The 18,246-nt window shown below is 68.1% G+C and carries 16 protein-coding genes; 5 read left to right on the forward strand and 11 right to left on the reverse strand.

Features of this window, described 5'->3' with window-relative positions:
• Position 1: 1 nt before the first annotated feature.
• The 8 genes from LSI54_RS03085 to LSI54_RS03120 form a co-directional block, all read right to left on the reverse strand.
• A complete protein-coding gene (locus LSI54_RS03085) occupies positions 2-760 on the reverse strand; it encodes a metal-dependent transcriptional regulator (RefSeq protein WP_241464284.1) in 759 nt (252 codons plus the stop codon).
• Positions 761-1,672 (reverse strand): metal ABC transporter permease, encoded by a 912-nt coding sequence (locus LSI54_RS03090; protein WP_241464285.1) that lies wholly within the window; start codon positions 1,670-1,672, stop codon positions 761-763.
• A gap of 16 nt (positions 1,673-1,688) precedes the next feature.
• On the reverse strand, positions 1,689-2,474 hold the full coding sequence (locus tag LSI54_RS03095) for a metal ABC transporter ATP-binding protein (protein WP_241464286.1): 786 nt from the start codon (positions 2,472-2,474) through the stop codon (positions 1,689-1,691).
• Positions 2,471-3,475, reverse strand: a complete 1,005-nt coding sequence (locus LSI54_RS03100; RefSeq protein WP_241469983.1) for a metal ABC transporter solute-binding protein, Zn/Mn family — start codon at positions 3,473-3,475, stop codon at positions 2,471-2,473. Before LSI54_RS03100 ends, LSI54_RS03095 begins: the two co-directional genes overlap by 4 nt.
• 136 nt (positions 3,476-3,611) lie before the next feature.
• Entirely contained in the window at positions 3,612-4,424 is an 813-nt protein-coding gene (gene hisN / locus LSI54_RS03105) for a histidinol-phosphatase (protein WP_241469982.1), read from the reverse strand.
• Between the two features lie 47 nt (positions 4,425-4,471).
• The gene (gene rsgA / locus LSI54_RS03110; RefSeq protein WP_241464289.1) at positions 4,472-5,587 is read right to left on the reverse strand and encodes a ribosome small subunit-dependent GTPase A; all 1,116 of its coding nucleotides are present in this window, start codon (positions 5,585-5,587) and stop codon (positions 4,472-4,474) included.
• Positions 5,584-7,098 (reverse strand): 3-phosphoshikimate 1-carboxyvinyltransferase, encoded by a 1,515-nt coding sequence (gene aroA / locus LSI54_RS03115; RefSeq protein WP_241477737.1) that lies wholly within the window; start codon positions 7,096-7,098, stop codon positions 5,584-5,586. Before aroA ends, rsgA begins: the two co-directional genes overlap by 4 nt.
• Positions 7,099-7,109: 11 nt before the next feature.
• Complete coding sequence (locus LSI54_RS03120; protein ID WP_241464291.1) at positions 7,110-7,766, reverse strand: DoxX family protein; 657 nt, start codon at positions 7,764-7,766, stop codon at positions 7,110-7,112.
• 275 nt (positions 7,767-8,041) lie between these two features.
• Here LSI54_RS03120 and LSI54_RS03125 point away from each other — a divergent pair, with 275 nt between their 5' ends.
• Together LSI54_RS03125 and rsrA are read left to right on the forward strand one after the other, a co-directional pair.
• Positions 8,042-8,680 (forward strand): sigma-70 family RNA polymerase sigma factor, encoded by a 639-nt coding sequence (locus LSI54_RS03125; protein WP_241464292.1) that lies wholly within the window; start codon positions 8,042-8,044, stop codon positions 8,678-8,680.
• Positions 8,677-9,018, forward strand: a complete 342-nt coding sequence (rsrA, locus tag LSI54_RS03130; RefSeq protein WP_241464293.1) for a mycothiol system anti-sigma-R factor — start codon at positions 8,677-8,679, stop codon at positions 9,016-9,018. The genes LSI54_RS03125 and rsrA overlap by 4 nt, the downstream gene beginning before the upstream one ends.
• A gap of 144 nt (positions 9,019-9,162) precedes the next feature.
• Here rsrA and LSI54_RS13250 read toward each other — a convergent pair whose 3' ends face one another.
• From LSI54_RS13250 to LSI54_RS03140, 3 genes are read right to left on the reverse strand one after another with little or no spacing between them, the layout of a single operon-like run.
• Positions 9,163-9,237, reverse strand: coding sequence for a 50S ribosomal protein bL37 (locus LSI54_RS13250; protein WP_369699669.1), 75 nt, complete (start codon positions 9,235-9,237; stop codon positions 9,163-9,165).
• A 30-nt stretch (positions 9,238-9,267) separates the two neighbouring features.
• Positions 9,268-9,927, reverse strand: a complete 660-nt coding sequence (locus LSI54_RS03135; RefSeq protein ID WP_241464294.1) for a GDSL-type esterase/lipase family protein — start codon at positions 9,925-9,927, stop codon at positions 9,268-9,270.
• Between the two features lie 5 nt (positions 9,928-9,932).
• Positions 9,933-13,883 carry a multifunctional oxoglutarate decarboxylase/oxoglutarate dehydrogenase thiamine pyrophosphate-binding subunit/dihydrolipoyllysine-residue succinyltransferase subunit gene (locus LSI54_RS03140; RefSeq protein ID WP_342357790.1) on the reverse strand — a complete coding sequence of 1,317 codons (3,951 nt, stop codon included), beginning with the start codon at positions 13,881-13,883 and terminating at the stop codon, positions 9,933-9,935.
• A 208-nt stretch (positions 13,884-14,091) separates the two neighbouring features.
• Here LSI54_RS03140 and guaB1 point away from each other — a divergent pair, with 208 nt between their 5' ends.
• The 3 genes from guaB1 to LSI54_RS03155 all read left to right on the forward strand — a co-directional run bounded on the left by guaB1 (position 14,092) and on the right by LSI54_RS03155 (position 18,156).
• On the forward strand, positions 14,092-15,552 hold the full coding sequence (gene guaB1, locus LSI54_RS03145) for a GMP reductase (protein ID WP_241464296.1): 1,461 nt from the start codon (positions 14,092-14,094) through the stop codon (positions 15,550-15,552).
• 127 nt (positions 15,553-15,679) lie between these two features.
• Positions 15,680-17,080 carry a hemolysin family protein gene (locus LSI54_RS03150; RefSeq protein WP_241477739.1) on the forward strand — a complete coding sequence of 467 codons (1,401 nt, stop codon included), beginning with the start codon at positions 15,680-15,682 and terminating at the stop codon, positions 17,078-17,080.
• Complete coding sequence (locus LSI54_RS03155; protein WP_241464298.1) at positions 17,077-18,156, forward strand: hemolysin family protein; 1,080 nt, start codon at positions 17,077-17,079, stop codon at positions 18,154-18,156. Before LSI54_RS03150 ends, LSI54_RS03155 begins: the two co-directional genes overlap by 4 nt.
• The last annotated feature ends 90 nt before the right edge of the window (positions 18,157-18,246 follow it).

Here is an 18,246-nt window from a genome sequence, read left to right on the forward strand (position 1 = left end):
CTCAGCGGACCACGCTTACGCGCATGGCGTGGGCCACCTCATGGGCGAGCCGGATGCTCCCGGCCGCCGCCGACTGATCGTCCTGCGTCGGGGGAGCTCCCGGGCTGTCCTGCCCTCCGGGGGTGAGCGGGGTCAGGACGACGGCGCCGCGGTCGGTGGCCTGGACCGTGACCTGCGCACCGATGGGCACCCGGTGGGTGTCCAGGGCGGAGAGCGCATCCGGCACGGCGTCGTCGACCTGCTCCAGGCGCACCTTCATCGCGGCCGGCACCCGGCAGAGCAGCAGGGTCTCGGGGTAGTCCAGCTGCAGGTCTGGACCGGGGATCGGATCACCGTGAGGGTCCACGCGTGGGTGGCCCAGCCGCACATCGAGACGGTCCACGAAGGTCTCCGAGACGGCGTGTTCGAGCCGTTCGGCCTCCTCATGGACCTCCTCCCAGCCGTATCCGAGCTCGCGCACCAGCCAGGTCTCGATCAGACGGTGCCGGCGGACCATTGCCAGGGCGAGCTGGCGTCCGGCGGGGGTCAGCGCGATCGGCGCGTAGGGGCGGTGCTCCACCAGCCCCAGGTCGGCCATCTTGCGCATCATCAGCGAGACCGAGGGGTTGGAGACGCCCAGGGTCCTGGCCAGCGCGGACGCGGTCACCGAGGCGCCGTCCCATTCGGCGAGGCCATAGATGGTCTTGGCGTAGTCCTCCACGGAGGTGGTGGCAGCCTCGATCGCGGTGGAACGGCCCTGAGCTGAGGTGCGCGGAGTCATCTAGGCGGGATCCTTCACGTCGAGGAGCGTATCGATCGAGCGGGTCGGCCTCGCCTGCTCGGAGGGTGGGCGCTGACGTCGCTGGCGCAGCCGCGGGATCATCCCTTTCACCGGGGCGAAGAGGTAGGCCAGCGCGAACTGGCCCGACTGTGCCAGCACGATCGAGCCTCCGGTGGAGATGTCGAGCCAGTAGCTGGCATAGACGCCGATCACCGCGGAGGCTGCCGCGCTGGACGCGGCGACCGCGAGCATCGGCCCGAAGCGGCGGCACAGCAGCAGTGCGGTGGCGCCGGGCACCACCAGCATAGCGACCACCAGAAGGATCCCCAGGGTCTGCAGCGCGGTCACGGTGGTCAGCGCGAGCAGGGCCAGCAGCAAGATGGACAGGGCGCCGGTGGAGAGTCCGATCGTGTGGGCGTGGACCTTGTCGAAGGCCAGCAGCACGAAGCTGCGCCGCAGCGTCAACAGCACCGCCACTGTGGCCAACCCCAGACCGGCGGTCTGCAGCAGGTCCTGCTGCGAGATGCCCAGCACATTGCCGAAGAGGATGTGGGTCAGGTGCGTCTCGCTGGGGGTCCTGGAGACCAGGACCAGGCCCAGCGCGAAGAGCGAGGTGAACACCACGCCGATGGAGGTGTCATGCTTCAGCGTCGAGCCTCCGCTGATCCCGCCGATGAGCAGCACCGCGAGCATCCCGAAGACGAAGGCGCCCAGCGCCATGGGCAGACCGAAGATGTGCGCCAGCACGATCCCGGGCAGGATCGAGTGCGCCACGGCGTCACCCATCAGGGACCAGCCCATGAGCACCAGCCAGCAGGAGAGCAGGGCGCAGACCACCGAGGAGATGATCGCCGCCGTCAGGGCGTGCTGCATGAAGGCGAACTCCATCGGTTGGACCAGCAGCTCCCACATCAGCTTGCCTCCCTCATCAGTTCGTCTCGCGCAGCACGGCGCCGAAGCTGCGGCCGAGCTGTTCCTCGGTGAGCACCTCGCCCGGAAGTCCCGCGGCGAGCACCCGCTGGTGCAGCAGCACCACCTCATCTGCGAGGTCCTCCACGCCGGCGAGGTGGTGAGTGGAGATCAGCACGGTGGTGCCCGTGGTGTCGCGCAGCGTCTTGAGCACCGAGCTGATCAGCTCCTCCGAACCGCGGTCCACGCCGGCGAACGGCTCATCGAGCAGCATCAGAGGCGCCTGCTGGGCGATGGCACGGGCCAGGAAGGCGCGCTTGCGCTGGCCTCCGGAGAGCTCACCGATCCCGCGCCGGCGCAGCTGGCTCAGGCCCACCTGGTCCAGCGCCTGGTCGCAGGCCTGCCGGTCCGCAGGGCGGGTGCGGCGGGTGAAGCCCATGTGCCCGTAGCGACCCATCATGACCACCTGCTCCACGCTGATCGGAAAGCTGGTGTCCACCTGTTCGTGCTGCGGCACGTAGCTGACCTGGTTGCGCCGTCGGGCCTTCGTCGGTTCCATGCCGAAGAGCCGCACGGTCCCGGCGGTGGGTCGGTGCAGTCCCAGCAGCGCCTTGAACAGCGTGGACTTCCCGGAGCCGTTGGCTCCCAGCAGGGCGCAGATGCTGCCCGTGCCCACGGTGATGCTGACCTCGTCCAGAGCCTGGACGCCTGGATAGCCGGCGCTCAGCTGATCGACGACGACGGCGGCAGCACCGGGTGGGGCGTCCACGCCTGTGGCTGATCCAGTGTCTATGTCAGTGCTCATCGCTGGGCTCCTTCGATGATCAGGTCCAGGTCGTGTTCCAAGAGCTCGAGGTAGCTCGGTGCCGGTCCGTCAGGCTCGGTGATCGAGTCCACGTGCAGGGGCTCGCTCAGGGTGGCGCCGGTGGTCTCGGCCACCTGCCGCTGGGTGGAGTCATTGACAGTGGACTCGCAGAAGATCGTGGGCACCTGGTGCTCCTCGACGTAGCGGATCTGCGCCTCGACCTGCTTCGGGCTTCCCTCGTCCTCGGCGTTGAGCGGCCACAGGTAGTGCTCGCCGAGATCCAGGTCCTTCGCCAGGTAGCTGAAGGCGCCCTCGCATGTCACCAGGTGGATCTCACCGTCCTGCTGCAGCGGTGCCAGCCGCTCCTCGGCCTGGTCCCAGACCGCTTGGATCTGCTCCCTGTAGCGGCCGGCGTTCTCGGTGAACTGCTCGGCGTCGGCGGGGGAGAGCTCGCTCAGTGCGGCCTCGATGTTGTCCACATAGACCATGGCCTGTGCCGGAGACATCCAGGCGTGCGGGTTGACCGGCAGCTCGGCGGTCTCCTCCGCGCCGGCACTCTCGGAAGCCCCGGGGTCCTCGACGTCGTCGGACTCGCCGGAGCCCGGAGAAGCTTCGGGCAGCCGGGTGACCGGCAGGGTCTCCACCGACTCGGAGAGCATCACCACCTCCGCCGAAGAATGGCTCAGGAACTGCTCGTACCAGGCCTCCAGGCCCAGTCCGTTGAAGAAGATCACGTCCGCCGCTGCGGCATCGCGGAGATCACCGGGGGTGGGGGAGTACTCGTGCACCTCGGCGCCGGGCGGGGTGATGGAGCGGGTGTCCACCAGGTCGCCGCCCACGGCCCGGGTCATGTCTGCCAGCACCGAGAAGCTGGTGAGCACCACGGGAGGCTGGTCCTCCGTGGAGGCGCCCTGCTCATCGGAGTTCGCCGCGGCACAGCTGCTCAAGGCCAGGGCGCAGATCAGTCCGGCGGTGACAGTGAAGAACCTGGTGTGGCGCATGCCCACAGTATGATTTAGGCACACCTAAAACTGCAAGTGGGGCCGGCAGAACGAAGCAGACCCGGCTCTGACAGCGCTGCTGGGCTCAGGAAGGTGCTGGACCCAGGCCTGTGCTGGACTCAGGCCGGGGCGGAACTCAGAACGGGGCGGGGCGATCTGCGGCGAGCGCGCCCAGGGCGGCCTCGTGGAGCAGACCGTTGGTGGCCAGGCCGTTGGCACCGGTGCATCCGGGCTCACCGTCCAGGGAGGTGAAGATGCCGCCGGCTTCGCGGATGATCGGCACCAGGGCCGCCATGTCATGCAGGCTCAGCTCCGGTTCGGCGGCCATGTCCACCTGACCCTCGGCGACCATGCAGTAGGACCAGAAGTCGCCGAAGGCGCGGGTGCGCCAGACGGTCTCGGTGAGCTCCAGGAAGTTCTGGCTGCGGCCGATCTTCCGCCACCCGGCGAGCGAGGAGTAGGAGAAGAACGCGTCCTCGAGCTGGGGCACCTTCGAGACCTGGAGCCGCTTGGCCGAGGCCAGGGCCTTGCCGGTATAGGCGCCGCCGTCCTTGGCCGCCCACCAGCGCCGACCCAGCGCGGGTGCGCTGACCAGTCCGACCACCGGTTCGCCCTCATCGACCAGCGCGATCAGCGTGGCCCAGGCGGGCACCCCGCGGATGAAGTTCTTGGTCCCGTCGATCGGGTCGATGACCCACTGGCGCGGTCCGGATCCGGTGGAGCCGAACTCCTCGCCCAGGATGGCGTCGCGGCCGCGGGCCCGGCTGAGCTGGCCGCGGATGAGCTCCTCGGCCTGGCGATCAGCCTCGGTGACCGGGGTCAGATCGGGCTTGGTCTCGACCTCGAAGTCCATGGAGGAGAAGAAGGACATCGTCTTCGCATCCACGGAATCGGCGATCATATGCGCCAGGCGCAGGTCATCGGTGTAGGCGCTGGTGCTAAGGCTCATAGCGCCACGCTAGCAATCACCGAGCGGCAGGACCCGCATTCACGGCTTTACGCGCCGAGCCGCTTCTCTTCCGGACCGTCCTCGGTGCCCGCCATGGACCTGATCAGACCGCGCATCGAGGCCAGCCGGGCGGCGCCGTGGTCACCGGCGTGGCCATCGGCCACCCAGGCGTCCAAGGCGCAGCCCCCCTCGGGGGAGACGTGGGCGCAGCCGGACTCGCAGGCCGCGGAGCCTTCGACCAGATCGGAGAAGGCGCCGAGCACATCGTCGGGGGCCACATGGGCCAGGCCGAAGGTGCGCACCCCGGGGGTGTCGATGATCCAGGAGTTCCGTGCTGCGGCGACGTCGAGGGAATCGGCAGGCTCCAGGTTCAGCGCGACGGCGGAGGAGGAGGTGTGCCGGCCGCGCCCGGTGACCGCATTGACCCCGCTGGTGGCCCGATCCGCGCCGGTCAGGGCGTTGACCATGGTGGACTTGCCCACCCCGGAGTGCCCGATCATCGCGGTGACCCGTTCGGTCAGCGAGCTGCGCAGCGCGATGACCGCGGCGGAGTCCAAGGTGGGGGTGCCCGAGGCTGTGCCGGTGGCCTGCTGGGAGACCACGGTCTGCAGGTCCAGCTCCGCGTAGTGGCTGATCAGTCCGGCCGGATCCGCAGGGTCCTCGACCAGGTCGGCCTTGGTGACCAGCAGGATCGGGGTGATCCCGGCGTCGTAGGCTGCGACCAGGGCCCGGTCGATGAATCCGGTGCGTGGGGCAGGATCCGCCGCTGCGACCACGATCAGCAGCTGATCAGCGTTGGCGACGATCACCCGTTCGGCGTCGTCGGTGTCCTCGGCGCTGCGGCGCAGCAGCGTGGAGCGCTCCTGGATCCGGATCAGCCGGGCCAGTGAACCCGCATCGCCGGTGGTGTCCCCGACCAGGCCCACGATGTCGCCCGGGACCACCGGGGTGCGGCGCATCGCACGCGCGCGCACTGCGGAGATGATCCGCTCTCCGCCGTCGGGGTCATCCAGGCGCACCGTGTAGCGCCCGCGGTCCACCGTGACGACCCGGCCCAGCTCGGCGTCGGCGTAGTCGGGTGACTCCTTGGTCCGGGGTCGGGAGCCCTTCTTGTTCGGGCGCACTCGCACGTGGGACTCGTCCCAATCGGCCCAGCGGTTCATCCGCGCGCCCCCGACGCGGAGACAGACCCGGAGCCGGGCACGCAGTCAGCCGCGGAGCCAGGCCCGACGCCAGGCGCGGCGTCCGACGCCGGCGCCAGCAGCCCTGCCCAGAGCTGCGGGAAGTCAGGCATGGTCTTCGCGGTGCAGGCGATGTCTTCGACCTCGACGTCGTCGAGCACCAGACCGAGCACCGCGCCGAAGGTGGCCATCCGGTGATCGGCATAGCTGCGCACCAGACCGCCATGGGTCACCGGTGAGGTGACCTCGAACCCGTCCTCGGTCTCCTCCGCAGACCCGCCGAGTCGGCGGATCTCCGTGACCAGGGCCGCGATCCGATCCGTCTCGTGTCCGCGCAGGTGCCCGACCGAGGTGAACAGTGTGGGGCTCTGGCACAGGGCGGCGAGGGCCGCCACCGTGGGGGTCAGCTCGGCGGTGCCGTCCACGGCGCCGGGGGTGCGCAGCTGCCTGCCGCGGACTCGCAGGGTCACCGTGGTGGGGGTCTCCGGGTCCGTCTCGATCTGGGCGCCGAAGGCCGGCAGCAGCTCGGTCCAGCGGCGTCCGATCTGGGCGGAGACGATCGGCCAGCCGCGCATGGTCACCTCTCCGCCGGTGACGGCGGCCGCGCAGAGGAAGGGTCCGGCATTGGAGAGGTCCGGCTCCACGCGGACGCTGAAGGCCCGGATCTCGCCGGGCTCCACCCGCCAGGTGTGCTTCGCGGGGGAGCTGACCTTCACCCCGACCTCGGTCAGCACCTGCAGCGTCATCTCCACATGCTCCAGCGAGGGCACCGATTCTCCGACATGACGCAGCGTGAGTCCGTACGGCATCCGTGCCGCGGTGAGCAGCAGCCCGGAGACGAACTGGGAGGAGGCTGAGGCGTCGATGGTGATCTCTTCCCCGGTGATGCCCGCCGGGGCGTGCACGGTGAACGGCAGATGGCCCTCGCCGCCGGGTGCGGGAGCGCCCGGGCCGGTGATCTCGACGCCGAGATCGCGCAGCCCGTGCTGGACCGCGCCCATCGGGCGGACGCGTGCCTCGGGGTCGCCGTCGAAGTGGACCCGTGCGCCGGTCAGCGCGGCCACGGCTGGCATGAACCGCATCACGGTGCCGGCCAGGCCGCAGTCGATGCTCACCGCCCCGGTGGTCGGGGCGGTGCCGGAGGAGTCAGCGGTGCCGGGAGAGTCAGGGATGGGGCCGGGGTGAGAGGCGCTGGTGAGGGCCGGAAGCGGGGAGATCCGGACGGCGGGAACCCCGGAGTTCTCCCAGTCCGGGATGTGCTCCACGACGCTGCCCAGGGCCGCCAGCGCATCGAGCATCAGCCGGGAGTCCCGGGACCGCAGCGGGTTGATGACCACGGAAGGGCCGTCGGCGAGGGCGGCCAGGAGCAGGTAGCGGTTGGTCAGGGACTTTGACCCGGGAACGGTGACCTCTGCGCGCAGAGGTGCCCCCGCCCGTGGCGCAGGCCACGGCTGCGGGGGCACCGATGCAGCGTGTGTAGATGTAGTGCTCACGTCGCTAGGTTCTACGCTCCGACCTTCTTCTTGGCGCTCTTGACACCCTTGTTGGCACCCTTGGAGGCGTTGGTGATCGCCTTCAGGGCATCCTTCTCGGCGCGCTGGAAGTTCTTCTTGGCGTGCTTCTCGAAGTCGCGCACCTTCTTGGTGGCGTCGCTGCCGAGATCATCGGCCCACTTGAAGGTCTTGTCGCCGAACTTGGCGCCCTTCTTGCGGGTGGTCTTGGCCAGGTGCTCGGCGCGCCAGCCCAGCGACGGCTTGCCGTCGAGGTCCACCATGGCCAGGCTCAGGCCGCCCAGGATGGAGGCGTTCTTCAGCAGCGTCTTGCGCTGAGCGGTGACGTCAGAGTCACTCTCGATCTCAGCGTTGCGGTATTCGGCATAGCTGTTGAACTTGTGGACTCCTGCCAGCATCAGGGCCGAGGCGCGGGGGAACCGGCCCAGCGCCAGTGCGGTTCCGGCAACGACCTCGACACCACCCAGGACCTGGGTGGTGAGCTTGGCGTTGGAGACCAGGGGTTCGGCCTGGGGGAGAAGTGAGCCGATCTCCTCGAGGGTGGACCCGATTCGCGCCGAGGCATCATCGGTGTTGCGCAGGCGGTCGACACCGCTGGCGATGAAGCTCGCGCCCAGCAGTGGGCGGGCGAATTTACGAAGCAGAGACATAGTGTCCTCCTGTAGGAGTGTGGCGCTGAAGCATCGTTCAAGGTCCAATCTACCCAATCAGGGCTGTCACGGGAATCAGCAGGCCCTATGGGCGCTCATCCGACGCGGATGCGGCGCTCATCCGGTGCGGACGTCAGGTGACGAGCAGGAATGCACAGCGCGGCGTCGTCGTTGTGCCCTTTATGACCACGCCGACTCTCACCCCGAAGCGCGTCCGCGCCCCCACACCTGACGCCCGACGACCGGTGTGCGCTGTGCGAGTAGACTCAGAGGTGATGGAAAAGCCCGCAGCCACCGGCACCGACGCTGATTCAAGCAGCGTCGTCGTCGCCGAAGAGACCGAACAGCAGCGTCGCGTGCGTTTTGAGAGCGAGGCTCTCCAGTACGTGGACCAGCTCTACTCAGCTGCCATGCGGATGACGCGCAATCCGCAGGACGCTGAAGACCTCGTGCAGGAGGCCTACACCAAGGCGTACTCCGCATTCCACCAGTACAAGCCCGGCACGAATCTCAAAGCCTGGCTCTACCGGATCCTGACCAACACCTACATCAACATCTACCGGAAGAAGCAGCGCCAGCCCCTGCAGGCCAACACGGACACCGTGGAGGACTGGCAGATGGCCCAGGCCGCAGAGCACACCTCTTCGGGGCTGCGCTCGGCTGAGGCAGAAGCGCTGGATCATCTGCCTGACTCCGACGTCAAGGACGCGCTGCAGCAGATCCCTGAGGAGTTCCGCCTGGCGGTCTACTTCTCCGATGTCGAGGGATTCGCCTATAAAGAGGTCGCCGAGATCATGAACATCCCGATCGGCACGGTGATGTCGCGACTGCACCGCGGCCGGAAGCTGCTGCGCGAACTCCTGAAAGACTATGCCCGCGAACGTGGCTTCAAGAAACAGGAGGCCAAACCATGAACGACCAAGATCGCAGCCAGGCCACCGAGGTCAGCCCCGGGAAATGGCTTGATGAGAACTGCAGAGACGGTGACTGCACCGAGAAGCAGACCCGCATGGAGCGCATCTATGAGTACGCCGACGGTGCGCTGAGCCGGGAGGACATCGATGAGGTCGAGGCCCACCTGCATGCCTGCCCGGAGTGCGCCGACGACTACGACCTGGAGTGCATCATCCGCACCGTGGTCCGCCGCTCCTGCGCCGAGCGCGCACCGGAGACGCTGAAGGTCACGATCCTGGAGCGGATCAGTCAGATCCGCGTCGAGGCAGGACACCAGCAGGACGACGACCAGTCCTGAGCCGGCACCAGCCCTGAACCTCGGGCTCGCTTCAAGCCCTGAGCACGACAGAACCCCCTGCAGAGATTCTCTGCAGGGGGTTCTGTGTTCTGCGCTGCCGCTTCGAAACGCGTCAGCCGCAGCAAGGGCCTTGGACCACTGAGATCAGGAGTTGGGGCGCTTGCCGTGGTTGGCGTTCTTCTTGCGACGTGCGCTGCGCTTGCGTCCACGCTTGCTCATGATGAACTCCTTTCGTCGGCTGGGGTAATTCTAGGCCACGGGCTCTTGGAGCCCTAACCACGGATACCACCCGCGGTGCAGCACCAGCCAGGCGATCAGACCATAGCCTGCCTGGCCGGGGAGTCCGCCGTTGGCCGCGAGGTCGCTGCGCCACTGTTCGTGGCTGACCAGGGGCGTGTAGGCGTCCACATAGACATGTGAGCGCCGTGAGGCCACGTCCCGGTAGGCCGCGTTGAGCTCGGAGATCCGCTGGTTGCGCTCCGCATCCAGGGTCGGGACCGGCCCCAGCACCAGGCACCGGATGCCCTCCTGGGAGGCCCGGTCCAGGATATTGGCCAGGTTCAGCCGGGATCGGGCGGAGGAGGTGGCGCTGTAGAGGTCCGTGTCGTTCAGCGCGATGACCAGATGACGCTCGGGTGTGCCGCCGTCCGTCGTGGCGCCGGAGAACCGGGCGACGGCCTCGTCCTGCCACCGCTCGGAGAGCGCCTCGGTGCCCTCACCGGGCATGGCCAGGGCGTAGCTCTCCAGGGTGAGTCCCTCGATCGGAGTCTTGGAGATCACCCGACCGAACCACCCCAGCGCCCGGGGGTCACCGACGCCGCTGAGCAGCTCGTCGCCCAGGGCGACGATGCGCACGTGGCGCCGGTGACCGGAGGCTGCGGCTCTGAGATCCTGAGTGGAGTGTTCCATCCGGTTCACAGGTCCAGGTGCGGGAAGGCCTTGCTGAGCAGGCCCTCCAGCTCCTTGGCGTGACGCTTGGCCTGCCCCACCGAGGTGGCGGCAGACTCAGCGCGCGAGACCAGCTTGAGCTCCTGCTTCAGCAGCGGACGCAGGTTCATGCCGAGGAACGGCCATGGACCCTGGTTGACCGGCTCGTCCTGGGCGTAGACGACTTCCTCTGCCGAGGAGTAGCGGTCCAGCTCGGCCTGCAGCTCCTCCACCGGCATCGGGTAGAGCTGCTCGAGCCGCACGATGGCGGTGGCCTCGTCCTTGTGCTTGTTCCGGGTGGCGACGAGGTCGTAGTAGAGCCGGCCTGAGACGATCAGGACGCGCTTGACCTTCGCGGCGTCCACTTCCCGGTCTGGGATCACCTCCTGGAAGGTGCCCGTGGTGAAGTCCTCCACCGAGTTCGCCGCAGCCTTCAGGCGGAGCAGCTGCTTCGGTGAGAAGACGATCAGCGGACGGCGCGGACGCGCCACCGCCTGACGGCGGAGCAGGTGGAAGTAGTTCGCACCCGAAGAGGGCAGCACCACGGTCATGTTGTCCTCGGCGCAGAGCTGCAGGAAACGCTCGGGACGGCCTGACGAATGGTCCGGTCCCTGGCCCTCATAGCCGTGCGGAAGCAGCATGACCACCGAGGAGTTCTGGCCCCACTTCTGCTGGGCGGTGGCGATGAACTCGTCGATGATGATCTGGGCGCCGTTGACGAAGTCGCCGAACTGAGCCTCCCAGAGCACCAGCGCAGTCGGGTTCTCCACGGAGTAGCCGTATTCGAAGCCCAGTGCGCCGTATTCGGAGAGCAGCGAGTCATAGATGAAGAACCGTGCCTGATCCTCGGTCAGGTTCTTCAGCGGGTACCACTCGTCGCCGTTGACCCGGTCGTGGAAGACCGCGTGGCGCTGCACGAAGGTGCCGCGGCGCGAGTCCTGACCCGCCAGACGGACCTCGGTGCCCTCCATCAGCAGCGAGCCGAAGGCCGCGATCTCCGCGAAGCCCCAGTCGATGCCGCCTTCGCGGGCCATCTTGGCCCGCTTCTCCAGCAGCGACTTCAGCTTCGGGTGCGGGGTGAAGCTCTCCGGGATGTTGGTGTGGACCTCGCCGATGTGCGCGAGGGAGTCCTCACTGATCTTGGTGTCATCGCCTTCACGGTCCGGGGTGCTGGTCTCGTCCTCGGAGGCGGTCGGGGCCATGCCCCGGGTGCCGGAGGCGTCGGGATCAGCCGTGGAGATCGGCTGGGTCTGGGCCGCGTGGGTCTCGGTGAAGACCCGCTCCAGCCGCTGGCGGAAGTCCCGCAGCGCCTGGTCGGCCTCTTCCTGGGTGATGTCGCCACGTCCGACCAGCGCCTCGGTGTAGAGCCGACGCGTGGTGCGCTTGGCCTCCACCAGGTTGTACATCTTGGGCTGGGTCATCGAGGGATCGTCACCCTCGTTGTGACCGCGTCGACGGTAGCAGACCAGATCGATCACGACGTCCTTGTTGAACCGCTGGCGGTAGCGGAAGGACAGCTGGGCCACGCGGGCCACCGACTCCGGGTCATCGGCGTTGACGTGGAAGATCGGCGCCTGGATGGCCTTGGCCATATCGGTGGAGTAGGTCATGGACCGAGCCGCCGAGGGGGCGGTGGTGAAGCCCACCTGGTTGTTCACGACCACGTGCACGGTGCCGCCGGTGCGGTAGCCGCGCAGCTGGGACATGTTCAGCGTCTCCGCGACCACGCCCTGGCCGGCGAATGCCGCATCGCCGTGGACCAGCAGCGGCATCACCGAGAAGGAGTTCAGTGCATCCGCGCCCTGGTTGATCCGGTCCTGCTTGGCGCGCACCACACCTTCGAGGACGGGGTTGACCGCCTCCAGGTGTGAGGGGTTCGCGGCCAGGTAGACGCTGGTGGAGTTGCCGCGGTCCGAGGTGAAGGAGCCCCGGGTGCCCAGGTGGTACTTCACGTCGCCCGAGCCGGTGCCGGCCTCGCGGCCCTCGAACTCGCGGAAGACCTGTGCGTGGGTCTTGCCGGCGATGTTGGTGAGCACGTTGATGCGTCCGCGGTGAGCCATGCCGATCGCGACCTCGTCGAGGCCCTCATCGGCCGCCTCGGAGAGGATCGTGTCCAGCAGCGGGATCAGCGATTCGCCGCCCTCGAGCGAGAAGCGCTTCTGCCCGACGAACTTGGTCTGCAGGAAGGTCTCGAACGCCTCGGCCGCATTGAGCCGGCCCAGGATCCGGAACTGCTCGTCCCGGGTGGGCTTCTCGTAGGGATGCTCGATCTCGTCCTGGAACCACTGGCGTTCCTCGGGGGACTGGATGTGCATGTATTCCACGCCGGTGCTGCGGCAGTAGGTGTCGCGCAGCACGCCCAGGATGTTGCGCAGCGGCAGCATGGAATTGCCGCCGAAGCCGCCGGTGGGCCATTCGCGGTCGAGGTCCCACAGGGTCAGCCCGTGAGACTCGATGTCGAGGTCCGGGTGGCTGCGCATCTGGTACTCCAGCGGGTCCACCGAGGCCATCAGGTGACCGCGGACCCGGTAGGAGTGGATGAGCTGCTGGATCCTGGCGACCTTGTTGATCTGGTCCTCAGGGTTGACCTGGATGTCGGCGGACCATGCGATGGGCTCATACGGGATCCGCAGGGCTTCGAAGATCTCCTCGTAGAAGCCCTCCTTGCCGAGCAGGTACTGGTGGATGGTCTTGAGGAACTCACCGGACCCGGCGCCCTGGATGACGCGGTGGTCATAGGTGGAGGTCAGCGTGATGACCTTGGAGACGGCGAGGTTGTTCAGCGTCTTCTCCGAGGCGCCCTGGAACTCGGCGGGGTACTCCAGCGCGCCCACGCCCACGATCACGGCCTGGCCCTTGGAGAGCCGAGGCACAGAGTGCACGGTGCCGATGCCGCCGGGGTTGGTCAGCGAGACGGTGGTCCCGGCGTAGTCCCCGGGGGTGAGCTTGTTGTCCCGGGCGCGCTTGACGACGTCGTCGTAGGCGGCCCAGAACTCGGTGAAGCTCATCTCCTCGGCGGCCTTCATGTTCGGCACCACCAGCGCACGGGTGCCGTCGGGGCGGGGCATGTCGATGGCCAGCCCGAAGTTCACATGGGCCGGGTGAACAGCCACCGGCTTGTTGTCCTGCACGTCATAGGTGACGTTCATCGAGGGGTGCTTGCGCAGCGCCTTGAGCAGGGCATAGCCGATCACGTGGGTGAAGGAGACCTTGCCGCCGCGGGTGCGCCTGAGGTGATTGTTGATCACGGTGCGGTTGTCGATGAGCAGCTTCGCCGGCACCGCGCGCACCGTGGTGGCGGTGGGCACGGTCAGCGAGGCGTCCATGTTCGCCGCGATGGCCTTGGAGATGCCCTTCAGCGGCATCACCTTGTCCTCCTTCTCCTCCTTCGTCGCCGACTCGGCCTTGGCGGCAGAGGGCTCGGAGGGGATGGGAGTGCTGGAGGAGCCTTCGGACTTCTTCGTCGTCGGGGTCCGCGGGGCCACCGGCTTGCTGACCGAGGGGCCCTTCTCGCCGGCCGGCTTCTGCGACTTCTCGGGCTCGGCGGGCTTCGCGGTGGCCGGAGTGGTCTCAGCGGTGGACTCGCGCTGGTTGTCCGCGCTGGGCTTGGAGTCCGCGGCAGGCTTCGCCGGAGACTTGGCGGCCGACTTCTCACCTGAGGCGGTGCTGGCCTTCGCGGCACCGTTGCTGTCGGACCCGGCAGCCTTGCCGGAGCTGGAGCTGCTCCTCGGCTCGGCGGGGGTGGCCGCCGTCGGCGCAGGGGCGGAGGAGGTGCCGGACGGACGGGAATCACCGTCGCCCTCGAGCTGGCGGAAGATCTCAGCCCACTTCCGATCCACCGAATCCGGATCGTCCTTGAACTTGTCGTATATGTCGGCGACCAACCATTCGTTCCCCGGGAATTCCTCGGCAAGACGGCTGGACGTTAGCTCTGGCACTGTGGATACGCCTCTTCCATTGTGTTGTGTAGTTATCCGGCACAGCTTCGTGCACGTGGATCTTCACCTCGTCCAAGCATAGTGACTTTGTGCACCGTGCCGCCACCGGCCACGGTATCGTGTCAGGGGCCGCTGCCTCAGCGCCTGCGCCGCTGAGCTGAACCGGCGGCGAGCATCGTCACCAGCACTACGAAGGGCGCGGATCCCCGTGAGATTCCTGAACGAGCCGATCACCGATCTGACCTACTCCGACGTCTTCCTGGTCCCTTCGCGATCCCACACCCAGTCACGGATGAGCGTCGACCTCTCCGCCGAGGATCCCACGGGCTCCACCATTCCAGTGGTGGCCGCGAACATGACCGCCGTCACGGGGCGTCGCATGGTGGAGACCATGGCGCGCCGCGGCGGACTCGGGGTCCTGCCCCAGGATGTCCCGCTCGAGGTCATCCGGCAGGTGACCGACTGGGTCAAGTCCTGTCATCCGGTGCTGGAGACCGCTCTGAAGGTCCATCCCACAGACACCATGCTCGATGTGCTGCACCTGCTGGACAAGCGCAACCACGACGCCGTCTGCGTGGTCGACGAGGACCTGCGCCTGGCCGGCGTGGTCACCGCCAACGACGGGCTCGGAGTGGACCGCTTCTCCTCCGTGGCGTCGGTGATGCGGATTCCCCCGCTGCGCTTCACCGCCGAGGAGGTGCTCACCGACGCCGGCCTGGAACAGGCCTTCATCGCGATGGACGCCGCCGGCGCCGAGTACGCCCCGGTGACCACCTCCGACGGCACTCTCGCCGGGGCGCTGACCCCGCGCGGGGCGCTGCGCTCCACGCTCTACCGGCCCAACCTCGACGCGAAGTCCCGGCTGAAGGTCGCCGCGGCGGTGGGCATCAACGGCGACGTCGCCGGCAAGACCGAGGCGCTGCTCGGCGCCGGGGTCGATGTGCTGGTGGTCGACACCGCTCACGGGCACCAGCAGAAGATGTTCGAGGCGCTCACCGAGGTGCGCGCGACCGTGGAGGCCTCCGGACTGCAGGTCCCGATCGTGGCCGGCAACGTGGTCACCGCCGACGGCGTGCGCGAGCTCATCGAGGGCGGCGCGGACATCGCCAAGGTCGGAGTCGGACCGGGTGCGATGTGCACCACCCGGATGATGACCGCGGTGGGCCGCCCGCAGTTCTCCGCGGTGCTCGAATGCGCCGCGGCCGCCCGCGAGATGGGCAAGCATGTCTGGGCCGACGGGGGAGTGCGCTACCCGCGCGACATCGCCCTGGCCCTGGCCGCCGGGGCCTCCCAGGTGATGGTCGGATCCTGGTTCGCCGGGACCTATGAGTCGCCCGGCGACATGCTCACCGGGATCGACGGACGGCGCTATAAGGAGAGCTTCGGGATGGCCTCCTCGCGAGCCGTGCAGAACCGCACCGCCACGGAGAGCGCCTTCGCGCGGGCCCGGAAGTCGATCTTCGAAGAGGGCATCTCAACCTCGCAGATGTACCTGGACCCGGCGAAGCCCGGAGTCGAAGACCTGCTGGACTCCATCACGGCCGGGGTGAGGTCTGCGATGACCTATGCCGGAGCCACCTCGCTGCACGAGTTCCGCCAGCGCGCCGTCGCCGGAGTCCAGTCCGCAGCCGGATATGAGGAGGGCAAGCCGCTTTCCGGTTCCTGGTGATCCAGGCGGTAAGCTCTGAGATCTCATGGAGCATCGACAACCTGGCCGCGGCCCGCACCTGATCCACGTCCACCCCCTGATCCACACGCCCGAGGCGCAGCGCCTCGGCCGGGGGTGGCTGCGCTAAGTGGAACTGCTTCTGCTCGGCCTGGGGTTCCTGCTGATCCTGGGCACCGGGTTCTTCGTCGCCGTCGAATTCTCGCTGGTCGCTCTGGACCAGCCCACCGTCCAGCACGCGATCGATCGCGGAGACAAGTCTGCTCCGGCGGTGATGCGGTGCCTGAAGTCGCTCTCCACCCAGCTCTCCTCCTGTCAGCTGGGCATCACCCTGACCACCCTGCTCACCGGCTATGTGGCCGAACCGGCGCTGGGCGCGCTGCTGGCAGGCCCGCTCGAAGCCCTCGGCGTGCCCGAGCAGGCGCTCTCCGCGGTCTCGCTGACCGTGGCGCTGATCATCGCGACCATGGTCACCATGATCATCGGCGAGCTGGTCCCGAAGAACCTCGCGATCGCCGAGGCCTACGGGGTGGCCCGGGTGCTGGCGAAGCCGCAGCTGGTCTTCACCGCCGTCTTCCGCCCGCTGATCAAGGTGCTCAACGGCTTCTCCAACAAGGTCCTCCACCGCTTCGGCCTGGAGGTCAAGGAGGAGCTCTCAGGGGCTCGCACCCCGGAGGAGCTCTCCTCCATGGTGCGCCGCTCCGCGATGCTGGGCACCCTCGATGAGGGCACCGCCACCTTCCTGGACCGCACGCTGCGCTTCTCCGACCAGACCGCCGCCGACGTGATGACCCCGCGCCCGCGGATGGCCAGCGTCGACGCCGACGCCTCCCTGGAAGCCCTCATCGATCTGGCCCGGCAGACCGGGTTCTCCCGCTTCCCGGTCCTGGGAGACAGCGTCGACGACGTCCGCGGGGTGACCCACGTGAAGAAGGCAGTGGCCGTGCCCCGCGAGAAGCGCCACGGCCTGGTCGCCGCCACCGTGATGTCAGAGATCACCCGGGTGCCCGAGACCATCCACCTCGATGCGCTGCTGCCGGTGCTGCGTGAGGCCTCGCTGCAGGTGGCCATCGTGGAGGACGAATACGGCGGCACCTCCGGTGTGGTCACCCTGGAGGACCTGATCGAGGAGATCGTGGGCGAGGTCGCCGATGAACACGACCGGATCGCTCCCGGAGTGCTGCAGAGCGCCTCCGGCGACTGGTTCTTCCCCGGGCTGCTGCGCCCCGACGAGATCAACGCCCAGATCCTGGAGCTCGCCATCCCCGAACATCCCGCCTATGAGACGGTGGCCGGCTTCATGCTGCTCACCCTGGGCCGGGTGGCCGGACTGGGAGACGCCGTCGAGGTCGACGGCGGCAGGCTCGCCGTCGTCGGGGTCGACGGTCGCCGGATCGACCGGCTCTGCTTCACCCCTGACCCACGGGCCCGCGACGCCGCGCTGCAGCACGCCGCCGCCCGGGCCGAGAAGCTGGCCGAGGACCGCGCGGACCATGTCCGTCATGCCCGCGAAAGGGGTGAACGACGATGAACCCCGACCTGATGGGCATCCTCTGGCTGGTGATCCTGCTCGGAGCCAACGCCTTCTTCGTCGGCGGCGAGTTCGCGGTGATGAGTGCCCGGCGGAGCCAGATCGAGCCGAAGGCCGAGGCCGGGTCCGCCCGCGCCAAGACCGCGCTCTACGCGATGGAACACGTCTCGCAGATGCTCGCCATCGCCCAGCTGGGCATCACGGTGTGTTCGCTGCTGATCCTGATGGTCTCCGAGCCTGCGATCCATCACCTGCTGACCGAGCCGCTGACCTCGTTCGGGCTGAGCTACACCGCCGCCAGCGTGATCGCCTTCATCATCGCCCTGGCGCTGGTCTCCTTCCTGCACGTGACCATCGGCGAGATGGTGCCCAAGAACGCCGCCGTCTCCGTGGCGGACCGCGCGGTGCTGCTGCTGGCCCCGCCGCTGGTCTTCCTCTACCGGATCCTGATGCCGCTGATCTGGGTGCTGAATCTCACCGCGAACCTGGTGCTGCGCGCCTTCGGGATCACCCCGCGCGACGAGGTGGTCTCCACCTTCACCCTGGAGGAGATGGAATCGATCGTGGCCGAGTCCAAGCGCGGCGGCACGGTGCGCGACGACGCCGGGATCATCGCCGGTGCCATGGAGTTCAGCGACTACACCGCCGCCGAGGTGATGATCCCGGTCGAAGAGGTGATCACGCTGCCGGCCGACGTCACCCCGCGCAAGGTGGAGAAGGCCGTGGGACGCACCGGGTTCTCCCGCTTCGTCAGCACAGATGATCAGGACGTCTACACCGGCTACGTGCACCTCAAGGACGTGATGAGCCTGCCCGCCTCCGCCTCCGGGGAGCCCATCCCGGTGACCGTGGTGCGCTCCCTGGGCAACATGGGCCTCACCGACGAGATCGAGGAGTGCCTGGCGCAGATGCAGCGCACCGGATCCCACCTGGCCCGCGTGATCGACGCCGAGGGCGTCACCCGCGGCATCCTGTTCCTCGAAGACGTGCTGGAGGTGCTCGTCGGCGAGATCCACGACGCCACCCAGTCCTGGGACTCCCGCCGACGGCACACGGTGAGCGCAGAGGAGAGCTGAGCGACAGAGGGAGACACGGCGCACCACGGTCTAGTTGAGATTTGTTCTCAACAAAGTCTGGCCGTACGCTGGTCTCAGCTGCTCACGCCC

The sequence above is a fragment of the Nesterenkonia sp. AY15 genome, assembly GCF_022565855.1.
GTDB lineage: Bacteria > Actinomycetota > Actinomycetes > Actinomycetales > Micrococcaceae > Nesterenkonia.